Here is a 16,824-nt window from a genome sequence, read left to right on the forward strand (position 1 = left end):
TCCTCCTATTAGAATTTCAATCCGTTTTCACGAGCTGCATCAGCCAAAGCTTTCACACGTCCGTGATATAGATATCCACCGCGGTCGAACACCACTTCTGAAATACCTTTAGCGTTTGCACGTTCTGCAACGAGTTTACCGACAGTAACGGCTTGTTCAGTTTTAGTTCCTTTTGAAACTTCTTTGTCAAGAGTTGAAGCACTTGCGAGCGTTACACCCGCTACGTCATCAATCACTTGAGCGTAGATGCCTGTATTAGAACGGAATACGTTCAAACGTGGGCGATCAGCAGTTCCAGAGAGTTTTCCGCGAACGCGACGGTGGCGTTTTTGGCGGAGTTTGTTTTTATCTGGTTTAGAAATCACAGTTTTCACCTCTTTAGTTTTAAATCGTATGCTATGCACAAAGTTGGAAAATAGGTCGGTGGTTGAAAATCAACCACTCAACATTATTTACCCGTTTTACCTTCTTTACGGCGAACAAATTCACCAACGTAACGAATACCTTTACCTTTATATGGTTCTGGTGAACGAAGGCTACGTACGTAAGCAGCTGTTTGACCAACTACTTCTTTTGAAATTCCGCTAACAATAATTGTTGTTGGGTTTGGAAGTTCAAAAGTAATTCCTTCTGGAGCTTCAACTTCGTCTGGATGAGATTTACCAACAGCCAAAACAAGTTTTTTACCTTGAAGTTGTGCACGGTAACCAACCCCGCGCATTTCAAGTTCTTTCTTGAATCCTTCTGATACACCAATTACCATGTTGTTCAAAAGGGCACGAGTAGTTCCGTGGATTGTTTTCATTTCTTTTGAATCGTTTGGACGGTGAAGAGTTACTTCAGTACCTTCCGCACGAATTTCAATATCTTTTGAGAACTCACGAGTAAGTTCTCCTTTAGGTCCTTTTACAGTTACAACGTTGTCATTGTTAGTGATTTCAACACCAGCAGGCAACACGATAACTTTATTACCAATACGTGACATGTTTTTATTCTCCTGTTAAATTGTCAGGCCAGAACGGCCAGTTTTCACGGGGGCTTAAATCGATTTCTCGATTTAAAGGAACATTTAGGTTTCAATTTCAAAGTGAATCTAGGCATCGTCTCGCAGGCATAACTTTGGGTTAGACAAGAGACGATAACGAAGAGTCACAAAGAAATTGGGAGCTAAATATTACCAAACGTAAGCGATAACCTCTCCACCAACGTTCTTTTGGCGAGCTTCTTTATCAGTAAGCAAACCTTCAGAAGTTGAAAGGATAGCAATTCCAAGTCCGTTAAGAACTTTTGGAAGATCTTCACGTTTTTTATAGACACGAAGTCCTGGTTTAGAAACACGTTTCAAGTTAGTGATAACTTTTTCACCGTTTGATCCGTATTTAAGGAATACACGGATGATGCCTTGTTTGTCATCTTCGATGATTTCTACGTTCTTAACAAAACCTTCGCGTTTAAGGATTTCAGCAATCCCTTTTTTGATGTTTGATGCAGGTACTTCAAGTACTTCGTGTTTCGCTTGGTTAGCGTTACGAATACGAGTTAGGAAGTCTGCGATTGGGTCAGTCATAACCATTTGTTTTTCTCCTCTTACTAGTAGTTTGCAAGTTGCACTTGCTAGTTAATGATTGAGCTAAGCTCAGATAGTATTGACACATTCAAATGAGAGAACTCTTATTTGAACACGAGCTACAACCTGTGCAAAAAAGATAAATTTGTTTTGGAGCATCGCTCCTTCACCAAATTTCCTATTTTTGCTGTGGTTGTTACGCTCTTTGTATCATGATATTACCAAGATGCTTTTGTTACACCAGGAATTTGTCCTTTGTAAGCTAATTCACGGAAGCAAACACGGCAAAGTTTAAATTTGCGGTAAACTGAATGTGGACGTCCACAACGTTCACAGCGAGTGTATGCTTGAGTGGAGAACTTCGCTGGGCGTTTGTTCTTAGCAATCATAGATTTTTTAGCCATTAGTTATACCTCCTATATTATTTTGCAAAAGGCATTCCAAGGCCTGTAAGCAATGCACGTGACTCTTCGTCCGTGTTAGCAGTAGTTACGATAACGATGTCAAGACCGCGAGTTTTGTCAACGTCATCAAAGTTGATTTCTGGGAAAATCAATTGCTCTTTCACACCAAGAGTGTAGTTTCCACGTCCATCAAATGATTTTGTTGGAACACCGTGGAAGTCACGCACACGTGGAAGTGAAACTGAAACCAATTTGTCCAAGAATTCGTACATACGTTCACCACGAAGGGTAACTTTTGCACCGATCGCTACACCTTCACGAAGACGGAAGCCGGCGATTGATTTTTTAGCTTTAGTGATAAGTGGTTTTTGACCTGAGATAAGTGCCAGTTCTTCAGCAGCTTTTTCAAGGCTTTTAGCGTTTGATACAGCTTCACCAACACCCATGTTCAAAACGATCTTATCTACTTTAGGCACAGCCATCACTGATGAGTAGTTGAATTGTTCTGTCAAAGCAGGAACTACTTCATTAAGATATTTTTCTTTTAAACGATTTGCCATTATACTTCTCCTTTCCTTCGTGATTAATCAAGCACTTCGCCTGATTTTTTGTTGTAGCGAACTTTTTTACCGTCTACAAATTTGTAACCAACACGACCAGCTACACCATTTTTGTCCAAAACTTGAACGTTTGATACGTGGATAGCTGCTTCTTTCTCGATGATACCACCTTGAGGAAGTTCGTTAGTTGGACGTTGGTGTTTCTTAACAATGTTCACACCTTCAACGATAACTTTGTTTACTTTTGGAAGGGCAGTAAGGACAACAGCTTCTGTTCCCTTATCTTTACCAGCGATTACGCGAACTTTGTCGCCTTTTTTTACAAACATTAGGTTTCTCCTTGATTTTTCTTACGCCCATAAGGGCACCCTGGAGGTAAATCCAGGGGACTAGTTTGTTTCTAAAAATTAAAGTACTTCTGGAGCAAGTGACACGATCTTCATGAAGCCACCTTCACGCAATTCGCGTGCAACTGGGCCAAAGATACGTGTTCCGCGAGGAGTTTTGTCTTCACGGATGATAACTGCTGCGTTTTCATCAAATTTGATGTATGAACCATCAGCACGACGAGCACCTGATTTAGTACGAACGATAACAGCTTTTACAACGTCACCTTTTTTAACCGCACCACCAGGAGTAGCTTGTTTTACAGATGCCACGATAACATCACCGATGTTTGCAAATTTACGTCCTGAACCACCAAGAACTTTGATAGTCAAGATTTCGCGCGCACCGCTGTTGTCTGCGACTTTCAAACGAGTTTCTGTTTGAATCATTTCAGTTTTCTCCTTTCAGGTTTGATTAGATGATGACCGCTTCTTCAACAACTTCTACAAGACGGAAACGTTTTGTAGCTGAAAGCGGACGAGTTTCCATGATACGTACGATATCGCCTTCTTTGGCAACATTGTTTTCATCATGTGCTTTGTATTTCTTAGAGTAGTTAATACGTTTACCATAGACTGGGTGGTTACGTTTTGTTTCAACTACAACTGTGATTGTCTTGTCCATTTTGTCAGATACAACACGTCCAACAAGAACTTTACGATTATTGCGTTCCATTGAAATTTCTCCTTCCCTAGTCTATTATTTCGCTTCAGATTGAACTGTTTTGATACGAGCGATTTGTTTTTTAACTTCTTTCAAGCGAGCTGTTTGTTCCAATTGACCAGTAGCAGCTTGGAAACGAAGTTCAAACAATTCTTTTTTCAATTCGTTTTCGCGCTTCGCGAGTTCTTCTTGAGAAAGACCACGAAGTTCTTTAACAAATTCTTTTACTTCATTAAGTTTCATGCCTTCTCCTTATTCTGCTTCACGTTTTACGAATTTACATTTAACTGGCAATTTGTGGCTTGCAAGACGAAGCGCTTCGCGAGCAATCTCTTCAGATACACCAGCGATTTCGAACATCACTTTACCACGTTTAACTGGCGCTACCCAACCTTCAGGTGCCCCTTTACCAGATCCCATACGCACACCGATAGCTTTAGCAGTGTATGATTTGTGTGGGAAGATTTTAATCCAAACTTTACCACCACGTTTCATGTAACGAGTCATGGCGATACGAGCAGCTTCGATTTGGCGGTTAGTGATCCAGTGGCTAGTTGTAGCTTGAAGACCGTATTCACCGAATGCTACTTCTTTTCCACCTTTTGCTTCACCGCGCATTTTTCCACGGAATTCACGACGGTGTTTAACACGTTTAGGTACTAACATTGGTTATTTACCTCCTTTAGTGTTTTTACGAGCTGGAAGAACTTCACCACGGTAGATCCATACTTTAACACCAAGTTTACCGTATGTAGTATCTGCTTCTTCCCAAGCATAATCGATATCTGCACGAAGTGTGTGAAGTGGAACAGTTCCTTCAGAGTATCCTTCAGCACGGGCGATATCTGCACCGTTCAAACGACCTGATACTTGAGTTTTGATTCCTTTAGCTCCAGCACGCATTGCACGTTGGATTGCTTGTTTTTGTGCACGACGGAAAGCGACACGTTGCTCCAATTGACGAGCAATTCCTTCACCTACAAGGTGAGCATCCAAATCAGGCTGTTTGATTTCGATGATGTTGATGTGTACTTGTTTTCCAGTCAATTTGTTAAGTTTTGCACGGAGTGCATCGACGTTAGCACCACCTTTACCGATAACCATACCTGGTTTAGCAGTGTGAAGTGAAACGTTAACTTTGTTTACTGCGCGTTCGATTTCGATAGTTGAAACTGCTGCGTCAGCCAATTCTTTTTGAACGAATTTACGGATTGCAAGATCTTCATGAAGGTAATCCGCGTATTCTTTTTCAGCATACCATTTGGCATCCCAATCACGGATGATGCCGACACGCATACCAATTGGATGTACTTTTTGACCCACGATGTTACCTCCTTATTTTTCTGCAACAGCCACAGTGATGTGAGCTGTACGTTTGTTGATTGGTGAAGCTGAACCTTTCGCACGTGGACGGAAACGTTTCATAGTTGGTCCTTCGTTCGCGAATGCTTCAGATACTACCAAGTTAGCTTTATCCAAACCAAAGTTGTTTTCAGCGTTAGCTACAGCTGAATTCAAAACTTTCAAGATGATTTCAGCAGCTTTGTTTGGTGTGAATGTCAAGATTGCAATAGCATCGGCTACGCTTTTACCACGGATGTTGTCAAGAACAAGACGTGATTTACGAGGTGAAACACGTACTGTACGAGCCATTGCTTTAGCTGAAGTAATTTCTGCCATTTATGTTCTCCTTATTTTCTACGTGTTTTCTTGTCGTCTGCAGCGTGACCTTTGTAAGTACGAGTTGGTGCAAATTCACCAAGTTTGTGACCTACCATGTCTTCTTGGATGTAAACAGGTACGTGTTTACGTCCGTCATAAACTGCGATAGTGTAACCAATGAAACTTGGGAAGATCGTTGAACGACGTGACCAAGTTTTGATAACTTTTTTCTTTTCGTCATTAGCTTGAGCTTCAACTTTTTTCATCAAATGCTCATCGACGAAAGGTCCTTTTTTAAGACTGCGTCCCATTTTTATATTTTCTCCTTTAAATGTTGTACCACAGCGGCTTGCGCTCACATGGAGCGCTACCGAGCTGGCGGATTTCCTAGTTGCTTAGGCGACTAGTTTACTATTATTTCTCGTTGCGGCGACGAACGATAAGTTTGTCAGATTTCGCTTTCTTGTTACGAGTTTTAAGACCAAGAGCAGGTTTGCCCCATGGAGTAGATGGTGCTTTACGACCAACTGGTGCTTTACCTTCACCACCACCGTGTGGGTGATCGTTAGGGTTCATTACAGAACCACGAACTGTTGGGCGGATACCTTTCCAACGGCTACGTCCTGCTTTACCAAGGTTAACAAGTCCATGTTGTTCGTTTCCGACAACACCAACTGTTGCACGACAAGTTCCAAGAATCATACGTACTTCGCCAGATTGAAGACGAACAAGAACATATTTACCTTCTTGACCCAATACTTGAGCAGAAGCTCCAGCTGCACGCACCAATTCTCCACCACGACCTGGTTTCAACTCGATGTTGTGGATCAAAGTACCAACTGGGATGTTAGCAAGTGGAAGTGCGTTTCCGACTTTGATATCTGCTTCTGGACCTGAAACGATACGTTGACCAACTTCAAGACCTTTTGGAGCGATGATGTATGCTTTCACACCGTCAGTGTAGTGTACAAGAGCGATGTTTGCAGAACGGTTTGGATCGTACTCGATTGTTTTAACAACAGCTTCAACATTGTCTTTGTTACGTTTGAAGTCAACCAAACGGTAGAAACGTTTGTGTCCACCACCTTGGTGACGAACAGTGATACGACCGTTGTTGTTACGACCAGCCTTGCTCTTCAAAGCAACAAGCAATGATTTTTCAGGAGTGCTTGTTGTGATTTCAGCGAAATCCAAAGAAGTCATATTACGGCGACCGTTTGTTGTTGGTTTATAAACACGAATTCCCACGATATTTCCTCCTTAGATTATTCAGCTTCAGCAGCGAACAACTCGATTGCTTTTGAATCAGCTGTAAGTGTGATGATAGCTTTTTTAGTTTTGTTAGTAAAACCAGTGTAACGTCCAACACGTTTTGCTTTTGGTTTTACGTTGATTGTGTTAACGTTGGCAACTTTAACACCTTCGAAAGCAGCTTCAACAGCTTGCTTGATCAAAAGTTTGTGTGCACGAGTGTCAACTTCAAATACATATTTTCCTGCTTCAAGTTGAGCCATTGAGCTTTCAGTGATGACAGGTTTTTTGATAACATCATACAAATTCATTATGCAAGAACCTCCTCGATTTTAGAGATAGCTGCTTGTGTGACAAGAAGTTTGTCGCTATTTGCGATGTCAAGAACACTTGCAGTTGTAGCAGTTGCAACTTTCACGTTTGGAAGGTTACGAGCTGAAAGAGCTGCGAATTCATTTCCTTCTTCAAGGATAACAAGAACTTTTGAATCGATGCTCAATGCTGCAAGAACTTTTGCAAATTCAGCAGTTTTTGGAGCTGTAAATGAAAGAGCGTCTACAGCTACGAATTTGTTTTCAGCAACTTTTTCAGAGTAAACTGATTTAAGAGCTAGGCGACGAACTTTTTGTGGAAGTTTGTAGCCGTATGAACGTGGAGTTGGTCCGAAGACAACACCACCACCACGCCATTGTGGTGAGCGGATAGAACCTTGACGAGCACGTCCGGTTCCTTTTTGACGCCATGGTTTGCGTCCACCACCTGATACTGCAGAGCGGTTTTTAACAGCGTGTGTTCCTTGACGAAGGCTTGCGCGTTGGCTGATGATCACATCAAACACAACTGATTCATTTGGTTCGATACCAAATACTGCATCGTTAAGAACAACTTGTCCAGCTTCTTTACCAGTTTGGTCAAATAATGTTACGTTTGCCATTGTGACTGATTTCCCCTTTCTTTATTATTTACCAGCTTTAACTGCTGATTTGATAGTGATAAGAGATTTCTTAGCACCTGGTACGTTACCTTTGATAAGGATAACGTTCTTTTCTGGAACAACTTGTACAACTTCAAGGTTTTGAATTGTTACGCGGTCGCCACCCATACGTCCTGCAAGGTTTTTACCTTTGAATACGCGGTTAGGTGCAACAGGTCCCATAGAACCTGGACGACGGTGGTAACGAGAACCGTGAGCCATTGGTCCACGTGATTGTCCGTGGCGTTTGATAACACCTTGGAAACCTTTACCTTTAGAAGTACCAGTTACGTCAACAACGTCTCCAGCTGCGAATGTTTCAACTGTGATTTCAGCACCAACTTCCAAGCCTTCAACGTTTTTGAATTCACGAATGAAGCGCTTAGGAGCCGTGTTAGCTTTCGCTACATGTCCTTTAGCAGGTTTGTTGCTCAATACTTCGCGTTTGTCATCGAAACCAACTTGGATAGCGTTGTATCCGTCTGTTTCAACAGTTTTAACTTGAAGAACAACGTTTGGAGTTGCTTCAATAACTGTTACAGGGATCAATTCGCCAGCTTCAGTGAAGATTTGAGTCATTCCCACTTTTTTCCCTAAGATTCCTTTTGTCATGAGAAAATAGTTCCTTTTCTATATTTTTTATTCAAAAAGTTTTTAACGAGCGTTTTTTATGCTCAAGGTATCAAGCTTTAAATTAAAGTTTGATTTCTACGTTTACACCACTTGGAAGATCCAATTTCATCAAGGCATCAACTGTTTTTTGAGTTGGGTTAACGATATCGATCAAACGTTTGTGTGTACGCATTTCGAATTGTTCGCGAGAGTCTTTGTATTTATGAGTCGCACGAATAATTGTGTAGAGGCTACGCTCAGTTGGAAGTGGGATTGGACCCGCAACTTGTGCACCTGTACGAGTAGCTGATTCTACGATTTTTGCAGCCGCTGTATCAAGCGTACGGTGTTCGTAAGCTTTCAAACGGATACGGATTTTTTTGTTTGCCATCTTTTTCTCCTTTTCGTCTATTTAAGATAATAGGCTAGCTCCACAAGAAAACCGACGCGCGTTGCGTGGCAATGCAACCGAGCGTGTCGCAACCTCTTGCATCAAAGCTAAGGCTGTAATTTACAGCACCATAATAGAATAACACAAAGCCCCTGCGATTGCAAGGGATTTGTGTGCTTTTTTTCGTTTTTTTGGGATGAAACTGTTTTCCTATTTCATCTTCCTATGACTACTGATTTACGATCTTAAAATTTAATCTTTTCTTCTATATAATACGAGTCATTTTGACCTTGAATTTATCTTCCGATTGATCCACTAAGATATCTGCTTTAGACTCGGTTTCTCTGTAGTAACGTAGATACTGCTCCCGTCTCATTTGATGGCTAGCTAGTATAAAGGAAGCATCGCCATTTCTCACAATCGTATCTCGAGCTAGGCGCCTTTCCAATTCCGTTTCTGCGTTCGTATAAAAGCAGATGGTTTTGTCAAAGAGTTCCTTGGGTAGAAAACCCACAGACATCCCTTCAACAATCAGAATCGGTTTGGCTCCAGATAAGATCTCGCTAGCCTTCCAAGGTTCATCGATTGTTAAGATATCCATACCTGCCTGCAAGGCGAGAATATCTCTCTGCAAACTTGCCAGTTCATGCGCCACTGGGAGACAAGCTGTCACCTTTTGATTTGGTGCTTGCTTTGGTACTACCAGGTGACGTTCTGAAGTGATATAGGGATCTGTTTCTAGTAAATTTACCTTTTCAGAATCTAGAGCTTGGAACAATTCTTGAGCAAAGGTAGACTTACCTGATGCACCGTGACCGTAAATTCCTAGCGTCCTAATTCTTCCCGTTTCAATCTCTGAAACCAGTTGTTCTATCAGGTCTTTTTTCTTCATTCTCTCTTCACCTGTTCATAGCTTTCTTTTCCGTCATTAAGCTTGTCCCAAATCACCACTTGCCCACTTTTGAGAGATTTTTGCACATCAATAATCCGTTGATTAGAGGAACCTCGGAACTGGAGCATGAGATTGCGCTTGCTTTTGTCATAACGACCATCGACAAGGATGTCAATCAACGACAAGAGTTCCAGCTTGTCTGGAGTCTCCAGCATCATTTCTTCCCAAGTATAACCTGTCCAGGACCAGATGTCTTTATCTGGCAATTCCTTACGAATGCGTTTAACGAGAGGCAAGAGAATTTCTGTATTAAGAAAAGGTTCTCCTCCTAGCAGGGTCAAGCCTTGAACATAGGGCTTGGCAAGGTCTTCCATAATCTGTTCTTCTAACTCTGCTGTATAAGGAATGCCTGCATTGAATGACCAAGTCGCAATATTATAACAGCCCTCACAGTGGAACATACAACCTGCTACGTAGAGGGAGTTGCGCACGCCTTCTCCATCCACAAAGTTGAAGGCCTTGTAATCAATGATTCGTCCCTTACTAAGCTCCTCACTTTTCCATTCACCTGGTTTTGGTGTATTCCATGTCATTCTTCTACTCCAAATCTATCCAGTAGCGCTGACTTCTATCGATTGTATTTTCGTAAACACCGCCGGCGGAGAGAATCGTGCGGCGGCTGACTTCGTTGTCTTCATCGCAGGTAATCAGCACTCGTTCCAATCCTTGCTTTCGAGCCTCTGCTAGTCCTAATCTCAACTGCTCCTTCCCATATCCTTTGCCTCGTTGACTGGGACGGATAGAATAGCCAATATGACCGCCTTCCACAAATAATTTGTCATTCAAGGACAAACGCAGGGCTAAAAATCCCAAAGGCAAGCCAGTCTCATCAAAGGATAAAAATTTGATTGCAGGAACCCAGCCTACTGGCAGGTTAGCATCATCCTCTTGCTGCTCTACAATCTTTAAACAATCCTCATAATCCTTTGCTCGCTTCCAAGCGGAGCCCATGCCACCGTGCATATAGGATTTTGCTGCATCGAACTCCGCAATCATCTCTAATATCGCTTCTTTATCTTCCAAAGTTGGTCGTCTTAGCTCCATGCTTCCTCCTTAATCGACATCAATCCAGTTGCGCTCCGTTCCGTTTCGAACATCCTCATAGACACCACCATTAGCTAAGATAACAGCTCGGCTGGCAGGATTTTCTGTGCTACAAGTTACCAGAGCTCGTTTGACATTCTTTTCCTTAGCAACTTGCAGACCTTGGCGGAGGGCCTCTTTGGCGTAGCCCTTGCCTCTTTCAGACGGGCGGATGGAATAACCAATATGACCACCTACCTCCAGCAAATAGTCATTAAGACGCAATCTCAGATTGAGAAACCCTACGGCTTGTCCATCTCTCGAAAAAGCAACTAACTGAATATCAGGCACCCACCCTTCAGGCAAATTAATCCCCATTTCATGATTCTGATTACTTTCCAACCACTCTTCATAAACAAAATTCTCAGCATCCCAAAATCCACCGTCGTGAGGGGACTGAGCTTGTTCAAACTCTGCCATCATCTCTAAAACTGTTTCTTTATCTGCCAATGTCGGTCTACGTAGTATCATTTTCACCTCCAATTAAGAGAAAAGTGAGAGGCAACTCTCACTTTTATTTTTTCTTGTTCTTGTTTAAAAACTGTTCTCTGAGGTTGAGCAAGCGTTCTTTTTTACCTGTTCCACCTTTAGAGTATTTCTCGTGATAACGGGTCACTTGTGCGCGTCCCTTATCGTCTAATTGGTATTTCCCCATTGCGTTTCCTTCTAATTTGTTACTTCATGTCCGGCTGTTTTAATGGTTGAACCGTTCATGTGTTTGACACGCGCAGCGATTTCCTTGTGGCGTCCATTAACCATTGGACGCGCTTGAGGATTGCCCAGATAGCCACAAGTACGTTTGACCACGTCTACTGTTTTAGGGTCGCTATTGCCACAGTTGGGACAAGCAAATCCTCGCTCAGTTGGTTCAAAATCCCCTTCAAAGTCACACTTGTAGCAACGATCAATCGGAGTATTGGTTCCTAGATAGCCGACACGGTCATAGGCATAGTCCCAGACAGCTTCCAGAGCTTTAGGATTTTGTTGAAGAACTGGATACTCACAATAATGGATGAAACCACCTGATGCACCTGCTTCTGGATAAACTTTTTCAAAATCCAGTTTTTCAAACGGTGTTGGATTTTTACGGACATCATAGTGGAAAGAGTTGGTGTAGTATTCCTTGTCTGTAATATCCGGAATAGAGCCGAACTTCTCTGTATCCAAACGACAAAAACGGTCTGTCAAACTTTCGGATGGTGTTGAGTAGATAGAGAAATGGTAATCATATTGATCTGACCACTCTTCTACACGTCGTTTCATATCACGAATGATGTCAAGCGTGAATTCCTTGGCTTCTGGATTACTTTCCCAGCTATTACCAAAGAAGACCGTCGCCACTTCATACAAACCGATATAGCCTAGAGAAATGGTCGCACGGCGATTCTTGAAGAGTTGGTCTACACTTTCTTCTTTTCCGAGACGGCGGCCGAAGGCTCCATACTGATAAAGGATAGGGGCATTTGCTGGTGTTGCTTCCTTGGTTCGTTCGACACGATAAACCAGAGCATCCTCCGCGATGTTCATTCGCTCGTTGAAGATTTCCCAGAACTTATTCAGATCACCTTCAGACTCGAGAGCGATACGAGGCAAATTGACCGTCACAACACCTAGATTCATCCGACCTGAATTGACCTCAACACCATTTTCATCTTTCCATCCTTGGAGGAAAGAACGGCAGCCCATAGGAACCTTGAAAGAACCTGTCAGTTCGATAATCTTATCGTAGGACAAGACATCAGGGTACATCCGCTTGGTTGCACACTCGAGGGCCAACTGTTTGATATCGTAGTTAGGTGAACCCTCTTCTAAGTTGAGGCCTCTTTTTAATGTAAAGATGAGTTTAGGGAAGATGGCTGTGCGGTGTTCTGAACCAAGTCCCTTGATTCGGATGTTTAAGATAGCTTTTTGAATTTCCCGCTCAAAACGACTAGTCCCTAAACCAAAACCTAGCGAAGTAAAAGGTGTTTGCCCATTTGAAGTGAAGAGAGTGTTGATTTCATACTCGAGAGATTGCATGGCATCATAGATGTCTTTTTGGGTTTTCTTCCAAGCGTAATCTTCCCGTTTATCAGGCAGGACCCACTCTTCCGCATCCTTGAGGTGTTTTTGATAATTCTTCTCCGCATAAGGCGCCAAGACTTCATCGATACGGTCAGCTGAGCAACCCCCGTACTGGCTAGAAGCAACGTTGGCGATGATTTGAGAAATTTGAGCTGTCGCAGTCTGGATAGACTTGGGACTCTCTACCTCTGCATTGCCAATCTTAAAACCATTTTCCAACATGCCTTTAAAATCAATCAAACAGCAGTTGGTCATCGGTGTGTAGGGACTGTAGTCCAAGTCATGATAGTGGATATCCCCTTTTTGGTGCGCATTGGCTACGTGCTTAGGAAGCATTTGCAATCCGATTGATTTCCCCACAATCCCTGCTGTCAAATCACGTTGGGTATTAAAGACATCACTGTCTTTATTGGCATTTTCATTAACAACTGCTTGGTCTTTATTGAGAAGCTTATGAATACTAAAGTTGATATCTGTTGCTTTTGAGCGCTCAAAATCCCTCTGTGTCCGATAAGTGATATACTCCTCAGCTAGCGCATATTCTTTGGCTTCAAGGAGTTCATGTTCTACGACATTCTGAATTTCGTAAATCTTGACACCTTGAGGAAAGCGACTGTGAATTTCAGTGACGATTCTTTCAACCAGACCGTTTAGGCGTTTTTCTACTAGAGGCGTAAAGTCCATAACTTTTTCTGCCGCCTTGTGGAGAGCCTTGTCAATCTTGTCTACATCAAACACTACACGTCTACCATCTCGTTTTTCAACGAACAAGGTGGGAACGGTTGCAAGGTTTTCTTCTAATACAATCATATCCATGCTCTTTTCTAAAATATTGTTGAATAGTTTATATTCAGTATTATACCACTCTAAAAATAAAAATCAATATCTTGTGTCAAAAATCCTAAAATTTTTAAAATTCCACAAGATATTGATTTTTGTTATTTATATTTATAAAGCTTGAATTCACTAGTATCTGTCTGAACAAGCTCATATTTTTCGCTGAGCCAGCTCTCTACATCCGACCACAAGGCAACTTTTTGATTGACCACAATCATCTTCGGTTGATTCTCTTTCAGGTCATTCATCAGTTTGGTTTTATTTTCGTCGCTTGCAGTATAGAGTGTTGGAGTTGATAGAGAAGTCGGCGCCAAGCGTTCACTTGCACGGTAGAAATCAGGACGATCATCCCAAGCATAGACACGATCCTCAGAACTCGTTTGCTGTTTTACCATGCTAGCAAGACGTTCTCTCTCCTGATAAGTCGCCGGATGTGAAAGATAGCGACTCAGGATAGGAAGTGCCATAAGGTAGACAAGGGCAATCAGTGGTAGATAGAAATTCCCTTTAATAAAAGAGGCTTTTTTCTCACGTCTTCTACGACGGCTTCCTCCCTCCGAGGCAGTTTCATTAATTCCTGACAGAAGGAGCAAGATCAAGAAAGGAATTAGCACCACAAGACGAGTACCGTTAATAGGTTCTTTGGAGAGAATCAAGATTCCCAAAGAAACCAAGAATCCCAAGCTAGCAGCAATTGAGAGGGCATATTGCTTGGCTGGTTTTGACTGGAACAAGCCTGCAAAGAGTAAACCAAGGGAACCTAATCCAATAGCAAGCAAGCCATAGAAGGCTGCATTTTCAAGCAAATGCGAATTTGAAAAGAGGCTAAGAGTATTTACCGGATACAAGGTCTGGCTAATAGCATCCCCAAAACTTCCTGTCCACACTGTATAGTAGCCTAAAGGATAGAATAAGAGTGAAAATCCTAGGGCTGACGCAAAGAACTGATATAGACCATGAACAAAGTGACCTTTAGCTAGATTAAAGCCGATAATCCCCAAGGCCAGTGCAGCCGCAAACAAGGTTGTAGGAAGCGGTGCAAGGAAGAAAGCGAGAGCAAGACTCATTCCCACTCTTACAAATCCTTTGTCGTCATTTGGATAAGCTAAGTAGTTCGTAACAACACTCAATGAATAAAATAGGAAAGGCAAGGCTAGCAAGAGAGCATAGCCACCACCAAAAGCGAGTCCTGCCACTAACAAATAGAACACAAATACCAGCTTCTTGGCTTCTTCTGCTTGACCAGTAAGAGCATCTGCAGATTTAAAAAGGAAAACACCTGCCCCAAACAAGGCCAACCACTCAACCAAAGCAAGCAGAATACTTCCTAGGGAAAGATAGGTCAGCAAGTAATAGAGCAATCCATTCGTTCCAAAGTAATCTGTATACATTTGACCATTTTGATGCAATGCCCAACCGGTATAAAGATCCTGACTTTGTTGCGGACTGACTAAACCAAAAATAAAAGGCAGGACAACTGAAATGGCTGTAGCCACTAAACTCCAAAGCATAATACTAAAAAAGGGAATGGGCGCTCCTTCTCTCTTTTCTGGCGCTGACCAGTCTTGGTAATGAGATTCTTCTTGTTTCTCATCTATTTTCCCGTATACGTTCATTCAATTTCTCCTCTAAGTTTATCTGTTTTAGTATATCAAAATCTTACAGGAATGTCAGCTTGGGATTGATATTTGCTGAATTTCTTATCCAATATCGCAAAGCGTTCGATTTCACGAAAACGGTGAAACCTACTAGTTCTAAACTCTTTAATAAAATCTTCATCTTCTAGATTGAGCATGTTTTTCTCCTTTACTTATCTATTCGTAAGAAGAAAAAATAAGATCCAGCCTTGGGCTAGATCTTGATGGATAGTTAGAGCATGGGTGCAAACAACTGGACAATTTCCTTAATGAGGCTTTGATACCACCTTGTTTTGATTGTGTAGGGATAGATTTCTTGAGAAACCTTAAAAATTTCTTCGAAGTCTCTTTCAATATCGATGATGGACTGCGTTCTATAAAGCAAGACGGCATTTTCATAGTGGTGAAGCAAGCTCCGATAGTCAAAATTGATGGTTCCCACAGTAGCCACTTCTCCATCGACAATCATTTGCTTGCTATGAAGGAATCCCGGACTGTACTCATAAATACGAACCCCCGCAGATAGCAAGTCTGGATAGGCTCCCCGAGTAACTAACTGAATAACCTTCTTATCTGGGATACACGGCGTCACAATTCGCACATCTACCCCTCTCAGAGCTGCATTTTTGATACTTTCTGTTAAATCATAGTCAGCAATCAGATAGGGTGTCGTTATGTAGACGTAATCTGTAGCTTGATTGATAAGATTTTGATAGACCGTTTTTCCAACCTGGCCTCGGTAGATAGGTTTTGGCCCACTACTATAGGGAATACAGAGCCCCATCCCATCTTTGGGATGATTTTCGAGATGGTATTGGTCAAAGTCACTAATCTCTCCGCGGTTGATATACCATGCAGATAAAAAGAGTCTGGTAAAAGCCTTAACTGCCGGTCCATCGAGACGAATACCGCTATCCTTCCAGTAACCAAAGCGTTCGATATGGTTGATATACTCATCGGCCAGATTGACACCACCTGTATAGGCAATTTGACCATCGATAATCATGATTTTACGGTGATCACGGTTGTTATAAGCAACGGTCAAACGTGGAATCACCTTGTTAAATTTATGGGCTTCAATCCCTCGACCACGAAGCTGGATGGTATAATCTCCAGGCAAGGTTGCCATACAACCAATATCATCATAGAGGAGCTTCACCTCTACTCCTTGAGCTGCCTTTTCTTCCAAAATCTCCAAAATACTATTCCACATCAAACCTTCTTCGATGATATAGTATTCGAGAAAGATAAACTTCTCTGCTTTCTTGAGATCCTCTAGCATCTGATGCCACATGCTTTCACCAGATGCAAAAAATTGTGTATCCGTTCGATCATAGACATCGGCATTCGTGTCCATACTGAGGAGAGATTTGATAACTCCGTAAGCCGACTTATCTTGTTCTTTTAACTCCAAGCGGAGAGCTCTGCTATTGTCCTCTCGGTCAACCATTGATTGGAGCTGCTTTAGCTGCTTCAATTCTTTTTTAGATAAACGACGTTCTCCAAACATGATATAGAGCAAAGGGCCAAAAACTGGCACAAAGGCTACTAACAACCATGTTACCTTACTCTCAGGATTCATAGATCGATTAACAATTGATACAATGGTCGCTAAGCTCACTAAAATAACTAGGATAACCCAGATAATTGGAGCCATCTGCCCTAGATATAGAAATAAACCAAAGACGATAAACAACTCTGCCAACATGATGGTAATACTAAAACCATATTTGGACATGAGTAGCTGCATTTTTCTAGCTGTCATACATCCCCTTCCTTTT

27 protein-coding genes are annotated in these 16,824 nt (G+C 42.0%); all 27 read right to left on the reverse strand.

Translation table 11 applies throughout. The features are described from left to right. Positions 1–8: 8 nt before the first annotated feature. The 27 genes from rplR to cls all read right to left on the reverse strand — a co-directional run bounded on the left by rplR (position 9) and on the right by cls (position 16,808). The gene (gene rplR / locus ACLV7H_RS08965) at positions 9–365 is read right to left on the reverse strand and encodes a 50S ribosomal protein L18 (protein WP_004244055.1); all 357 of its coding nucleotides are present in this window, start codon (positions 363–365) and stop codon (positions 9–11) included. A gap of 83 nt (positions 366–448) precedes the next feature. Then, a complete protein-coding gene (gene rplF / locus ACLV7H_RS08970) occupies positions 449–985 on the reverse strand; it encodes a 50S ribosomal protein L6 (protein WP_045592918.1) in 537 nt (178 codons plus the stop codon). A 189-nt stretch (positions 986–1,174) separates the two neighbouring features. Then, positions 1,175–1,573, reverse strand: coding sequence for a 30S ribosomal protein S8 (gene rpsH / locus ACLV7H_RS08975; protein WP_045592917.1), 399 nt, complete (start codon positions 1,571–1,573; stop codon positions 1,175–1,177). Between the two features lie 212 nt (positions 1,574–1,785). Next, on the reverse strand, positions 1,786–1,971 hold the full coding sequence (locus tag ACLV7H_RS08980) for a type Z 30S ribosomal protein S14 (protein WP_001085699.1): 186 nt from the start codon (positions 1,969–1,971) through the stop codon (positions 1,786–1,788). Positions 1,972–1,988: 17 nt separating this feature from the next. After that, complete coding sequence (rplE, locus tag ACLV7H_RS08985; RefSeq protein ID WP_000013542.1) at positions 1,989–2,531, reverse strand: 50S ribosomal protein L5; 543 nt, start codon at positions 2,529–2,531, stop codon at positions 1,989–1,991. A gap of 23 nt (positions 2,532–2,554) precedes the next feature. Next, on the reverse strand, positions 2,555–2,860 hold the full coding sequence (rplX, locus tag ACLV7H_RS08990; RefSeq protein WP_000497691.1) for a 50S ribosomal protein L24: 306 nt from the start codon (positions 2,858–2,860) through the stop codon (positions 2,555–2,557). 78 nt (positions 2,861–2,938) lie between these two features. Continuing rightward, a complete protein-coding gene (rplN, locus tag ACLV7H_RS08995; protein ID WP_000616545.1) occupies positions 2,939–3,307 on the reverse strand; it encodes a 50S ribosomal protein L14 in 369 nt (122 codons plus the stop codon). A gap of 25 nt (positions 3,308–3,332) precedes the next feature. Beyond that, positions 3,333–3,593 carry a 30S ribosomal protein S17 gene (gene rpsQ / locus ACLV7H_RS09000; protein WP_000440801.1) on the reverse strand — a complete coding sequence of 87 codons (261 nt, stop codon included), beginning with the start codon at positions 3,591–3,593 and terminating at the stop codon, positions 3,333–3,335. 24 nt (positions 3,594–3,617) lie between these two features. Then, the gene (rpmC, locus tag ACLV7H_RS09005) at positions 3,618–3,824 is read right to left on the reverse strand and encodes a 50S ribosomal protein L29 (RefSeq protein ID WP_000772918.1); all 207 of its coding nucleotides are present in this window, start codon (positions 3,822–3,824) and stop codon (positions 3,618–3,620) included. 9 nt (positions 3,825–3,833) lie between these two features. Then, on the reverse strand, positions 3,834–4,247 hold the full coding sequence (rplP, locus tag ACLV7H_RS09010) for a 50S ribosomal protein L16 (RefSeq protein WP_000960946.1): 414 nt from the start codon (positions 4,245–4,247) through the stop codon (positions 3,834–3,836). A 3-nt stretch (positions 4,248–4,250) separates the two neighbouring features. Next, complete coding sequence (rpsC, locus tag ACLV7H_RS09015) at positions 4,251–4,904, reverse strand: 30S ribosomal protein S3 (RefSeq protein WP_000529936.1); 654 nt, start codon at positions 4,902–4,904, stop codon at positions 4,251–4,253. Positions 4,905–4,916: 12 nt separating this feature from the next. Then, positions 4,917–5,261, reverse strand: coding sequence for a 50S ribosomal protein L22 (rplV, locus tag ACLV7H_RS09020; RefSeq protein ID WP_000818137.1), 345 nt, complete (start codon positions 5,259–5,261; stop codon positions 4,917–4,919). Positions 5,262–5,272: 11 nt separating this feature from the next. Next, the gene (gene rpsS, locus ACLV7H_RS09025) at positions 5,273–5,554 is read right to left on the reverse strand and encodes a 30S ribosomal protein S19 (protein WP_000533766.1); all 282 of its coding nucleotides are present in this window, start codon (positions 5,552–5,554) and stop codon (positions 5,273–5,275) included. A gap of 103 nt (positions 5,555–5,657) precedes the next feature. After that, positions 5,658–6,491 (reverse strand): 50S ribosomal protein L2, encoded by an 834-nt coding sequence (gene rplB / locus ACLV7H_RS09030; RefSeq protein ID WP_000512910.1) that lies wholly within the window; start codon positions 6,489–6,491, stop codon positions 5,658–5,660. 17 nt (positions 6,492–6,508) lie between these two features. Next, a complete protein-coding gene (locus tag ACLV7H_RS09035) occupies positions 6,509–6,805 on the reverse strand; it encodes a 50S ribosomal protein L23 (protein WP_001055347.1) in 297 nt (98 codons plus the stop codon). Further along, positions 6,805–7,428 carry a 50S ribosomal protein L4 gene (gene rplD / locus ACLV7H_RS09040; protein WP_000024537.1) on the reverse strand — a complete coding sequence of 208 codons (624 nt, stop codon included), beginning with the start codon at positions 7,426–7,428 and terminating at the stop codon, positions 6,805–6,807. The genes ACLV7H_RS09035 and rplD overlap by 1 nt, the downstream gene beginning before the upstream one ends. Before the next feature lie 24 nt (positions 7,429–7,452). Continuing rightward, entirely contained in the window at positions 7,453–8,079 is a 627-nt protein-coding gene (gene rplC, locus ACLV7H_RS09045; RefSeq protein ID WP_000160197.1) for a 50S ribosomal protein L3, read from the reverse strand. An 82-nt stretch (positions 8,080–8,161) separates the two neighbouring features. After that, positions 8,162–8,470, reverse strand: coding sequence for a 30S ribosomal protein S10 (gene rpsJ, locus ACLV7H_RS09050; RefSeq protein WP_001284513.1), 309 nt, complete (start codon positions 8,468–8,470; stop codon positions 8,162–8,164). A 265-nt stretch (positions 8,471–8,735) separates the two neighbouring features. Next, positions 8,736–9,362, reverse strand: a complete 627-nt coding sequence (locus ACLV7H_RS09055; protein WP_411866972.1) for a uridine kinase — start codon at positions 9,360–9,362, stop codon at positions 8,736–8,738. After that, positions 9,359–9,955, reverse strand: a complete 597-nt coding sequence (gene nrdG, locus ACLV7H_RS09060) for an anaerobic ribonucleoside-triphosphate reductase activating protein (RefSeq protein ID WP_411866973.1) — start codon at positions 9,953–9,955, stop codon at positions 9,359–9,361. Before nrdG ends, ACLV7H_RS09055 begins: the two co-directional genes overlap by 4 nt. Positions 9,956–9,959: 4 nt before the next feature. Beyond that, positions 9,960–10,466 (reverse strand): GNAT family N-acetyltransferase, encoded by a 507-nt coding sequence (locus ACLV7H_RS09065; protein WP_247942965.1) that lies wholly within the window; start codon positions 10,464–10,466, stop codon positions 9,960–9,962. A gap of 9 nt (positions 10,467–10,475) precedes the next feature. Next, a complete protein-coding gene (locus ACLV7H_RS09070) occupies positions 10,476–10,976 on the reverse strand; it encodes a GNAT family N-acetyltransferase (protein WP_411866974.1) in 501 nt (166 codons plus the stop codon). Between the two features lie 43 nt (positions 10,977–11,019). Next, positions 11,020–11,160, reverse strand: a complete 141-nt coding sequence (locus tag ACLV7H_RS09075) for a hypothetical protein (RefSeq protein WP_000521635.1) — start codon at positions 11,158–11,160, stop codon at positions 11,020–11,022. Positions 11,161–11,171: 11 nt separating this feature from the next. Beyond that, the gene (gene nrdD / locus ACLV7H_RS09080) at positions 11,172–13,379 is read right to left on the reverse strand and encodes an anaerobic ribonucleoside-triphosphate reductase (protein ID WP_411866975.1); all 2,208 of its coding nucleotides are present in this window, start codon (positions 13,377–13,379) and stop codon (positions 11,172–11,174) included. 128 nt (positions 13,380–13,507) lie between these two features. Next, on the reverse strand, positions 13,508–15,022 hold the full coding sequence (locus ACLV7H_RS09085) for a damage-inducible protein CinA (RefSeq protein ID WP_411866976.1): 1,515 nt from the start codon (positions 15,020–15,022) through the stop codon (positions 13,508–13,510). A gap of 35 nt (positions 15,023–15,057) precedes the next feature. Then, positions 15,058–15,201: a hypothetical protein gene (locus ACLV7H_RS09090; protein ID WP_173425172.1), complete on the reverse strand. Its 144-nt coding sequence runs from the start codon at positions 15,199–15,201 to the stop codon at positions 15,058–15,060. Positions 15,202–15,275: 74 nt separating this feature from the next. Then, a complete protein-coding gene (gene cls, locus ACLV7H_RS09095; RefSeq protein WP_411866977.1) occupies positions 15,276–16,808 on the reverse strand; it encodes a cardiolipin synthase in 1,533 nt (510 codons plus the stop codon). Positions 16,809–16,824 lie beyond the last annotated feature (16 nt).

Origin of the sequence: Streptococcus oralis (assembly GCF_965111685.1) — a bacterium.
GTDB classification, from domain to species: domain Bacteria; phylum Bacillota; class Bacilli; order Lactobacillales; family Streptococcaceae; genus Streptococcus; species Streptococcus oralis_B.

Coding starts and splice junctions, on each gene's coding strand:
- rplX (WP_000497691.1), bottom strand. CDS start 2,860: ATGTTTGTAAAAAAAGGCGACAAAGTTCGCGTAATCGCTGGTAAAGAT.
- rpsH (WP_045592917.1), bottom strand. CDS start 1,573: ATGGTTATGACTGACCCAATCGCAGACTTCCTAACTCGTATTCGTAAC.
- rplC (WP_000160197.1), bottom strand. CDS start 8,079: ATGACAAAAGGAATCTTAGGGAAAAAAGTGGGAATGACTCAAATCTTC.
- nrdG (WP_411866973.1), bottom strand. CDS start 9,955: ATGACATGGAATACACCAAAACCAGGTGAATGGAAAAGTGAGGAGCTT.
- ACLV7H_RS09075 (WP_000521635.1), bottom strand. CDS start 11,160: ATGGGGAAATACCAATTAGACGATAAGGGACGCGCACAAGTGACCCGT.
- rplE (WP_000013542.1), bottom strand. CDS start 2,531: ATGGCAAATCGTTTAAAAGAAAAATATCTTAATGAAGTAGTTCCTGCT.
- cls (WP_411866977.1), bottom strand. CDS start 16,808: ATGACAGCTAGAAAAATGCAGCTACTCATGTCCAAATATGGTTTTAGT.
- ACLV7H_RS09035 (WP_001055347.1), bottom strand. CDS start 6,805: ATGAATTTGTATGATGTTATCAAAAAACCTGTCATCACTGAAAGCTCA.
- ACLV7H_RS09090 (WP_173425172.1), bottom strand. CDS start 15,201: ATGCTCAATCTAGAAGATGAAGATTTTATTAAAGAGTTTAGAACTAGT.
- rpsS (WP_000533766.1), bottom strand. CDS start 5,554: ATGGGACGCAGTCTTAAAAAAGGACCTTTCGTCGATGAGCATTTGATG.
- ACLV7H_RS09055 (WP_411866972.1), bottom strand. CDS start 9,362: ATGAAGAAAAAAGACCTGATAGAACAACTGGTTTCAGAGATTGAAACG.
- rplN (WP_000616545.1), bottom strand. CDS start 3,307: ATGATTCAAACAGAAACTCGTTTGAAAGTCGCAGACAACAGCGGTGCG.
- nrdD (WP_411866975.1), bottom strand. CDS start 13,379: ATGATTGTATTAGAAGAAAACCTTGCAACCGTTCCCACCTTGTTCGTT.
- rpsJ (WP_001284513.1), bottom strand. CDS start 8,470: ATGGCAAACAAAAAAATCCGTATCCGTTTGAAAGCTTACGAACACCGT.
- rplP (WP_000960946.1), bottom strand. CDS start 4,247: ATGTTAGTACCTAAACGTGTTAAACACCGTCGTGAATTCCGTGGAAAA.
- rplV (WP_000818137.1), bottom strand. CDS start 5,261: ATGGCAGAAATTACTTCAGCTAAAGCAATGGCTCGTACAGTACGTGTT.
- ACLV7H_RS09070 (WP_411866974.1), bottom strand. CDS start 10,976: ATGATACTACGTAGACCGACATTGGCAGATAAAGAAACAGTTTTAGAG.
- ACLV7H_RS09085 (WP_411866976.1), bottom strand. CDS start 15,022: ATGAACGTATACGGGAAAATAGATGAGAAACAAGAAGAATCTCATTAC.
- rplF (WP_045592918.1), bottom strand. CDS start 985: ATGTCACGTATTGGTAATAAAGTTATCGTGTTGCCTGCTGGTGTTGAA.
- rpmC (WP_000772918.1), bottom strand. CDS start 3,824: ATGAAACTTAATGAAGTAAAAGAATTTGTTAAAGAACTTCGTGGTCTT.
- ACLV7H_RS08980 (WP_001085699.1), bottom strand. CDS start 1,971: ATGGCTAAAAAATCTATGATTGCTAAGAACAAACGCCCAGCGAAGTTC.
- rpsQ (WP_000440801.1), bottom strand. CDS start 3,593: ATGGAACGCAATAATCGTAAAGTTCTTGTTGGACGTGTTGTATCTGAC.
- rplD (WP_000024537.1), bottom strand. CDS start 7,428: ATGGCAAACGTAACATTATTTGACCAAACTGGTAAAGAAGCTGGACAA.
- ACLV7H_RS09065 (WP_247942965.1), bottom strand. CDS start 10,466: ATGGAGCTAAGACGACCAACTTTGGAAGATAAAGAAGCGATATTAGAG.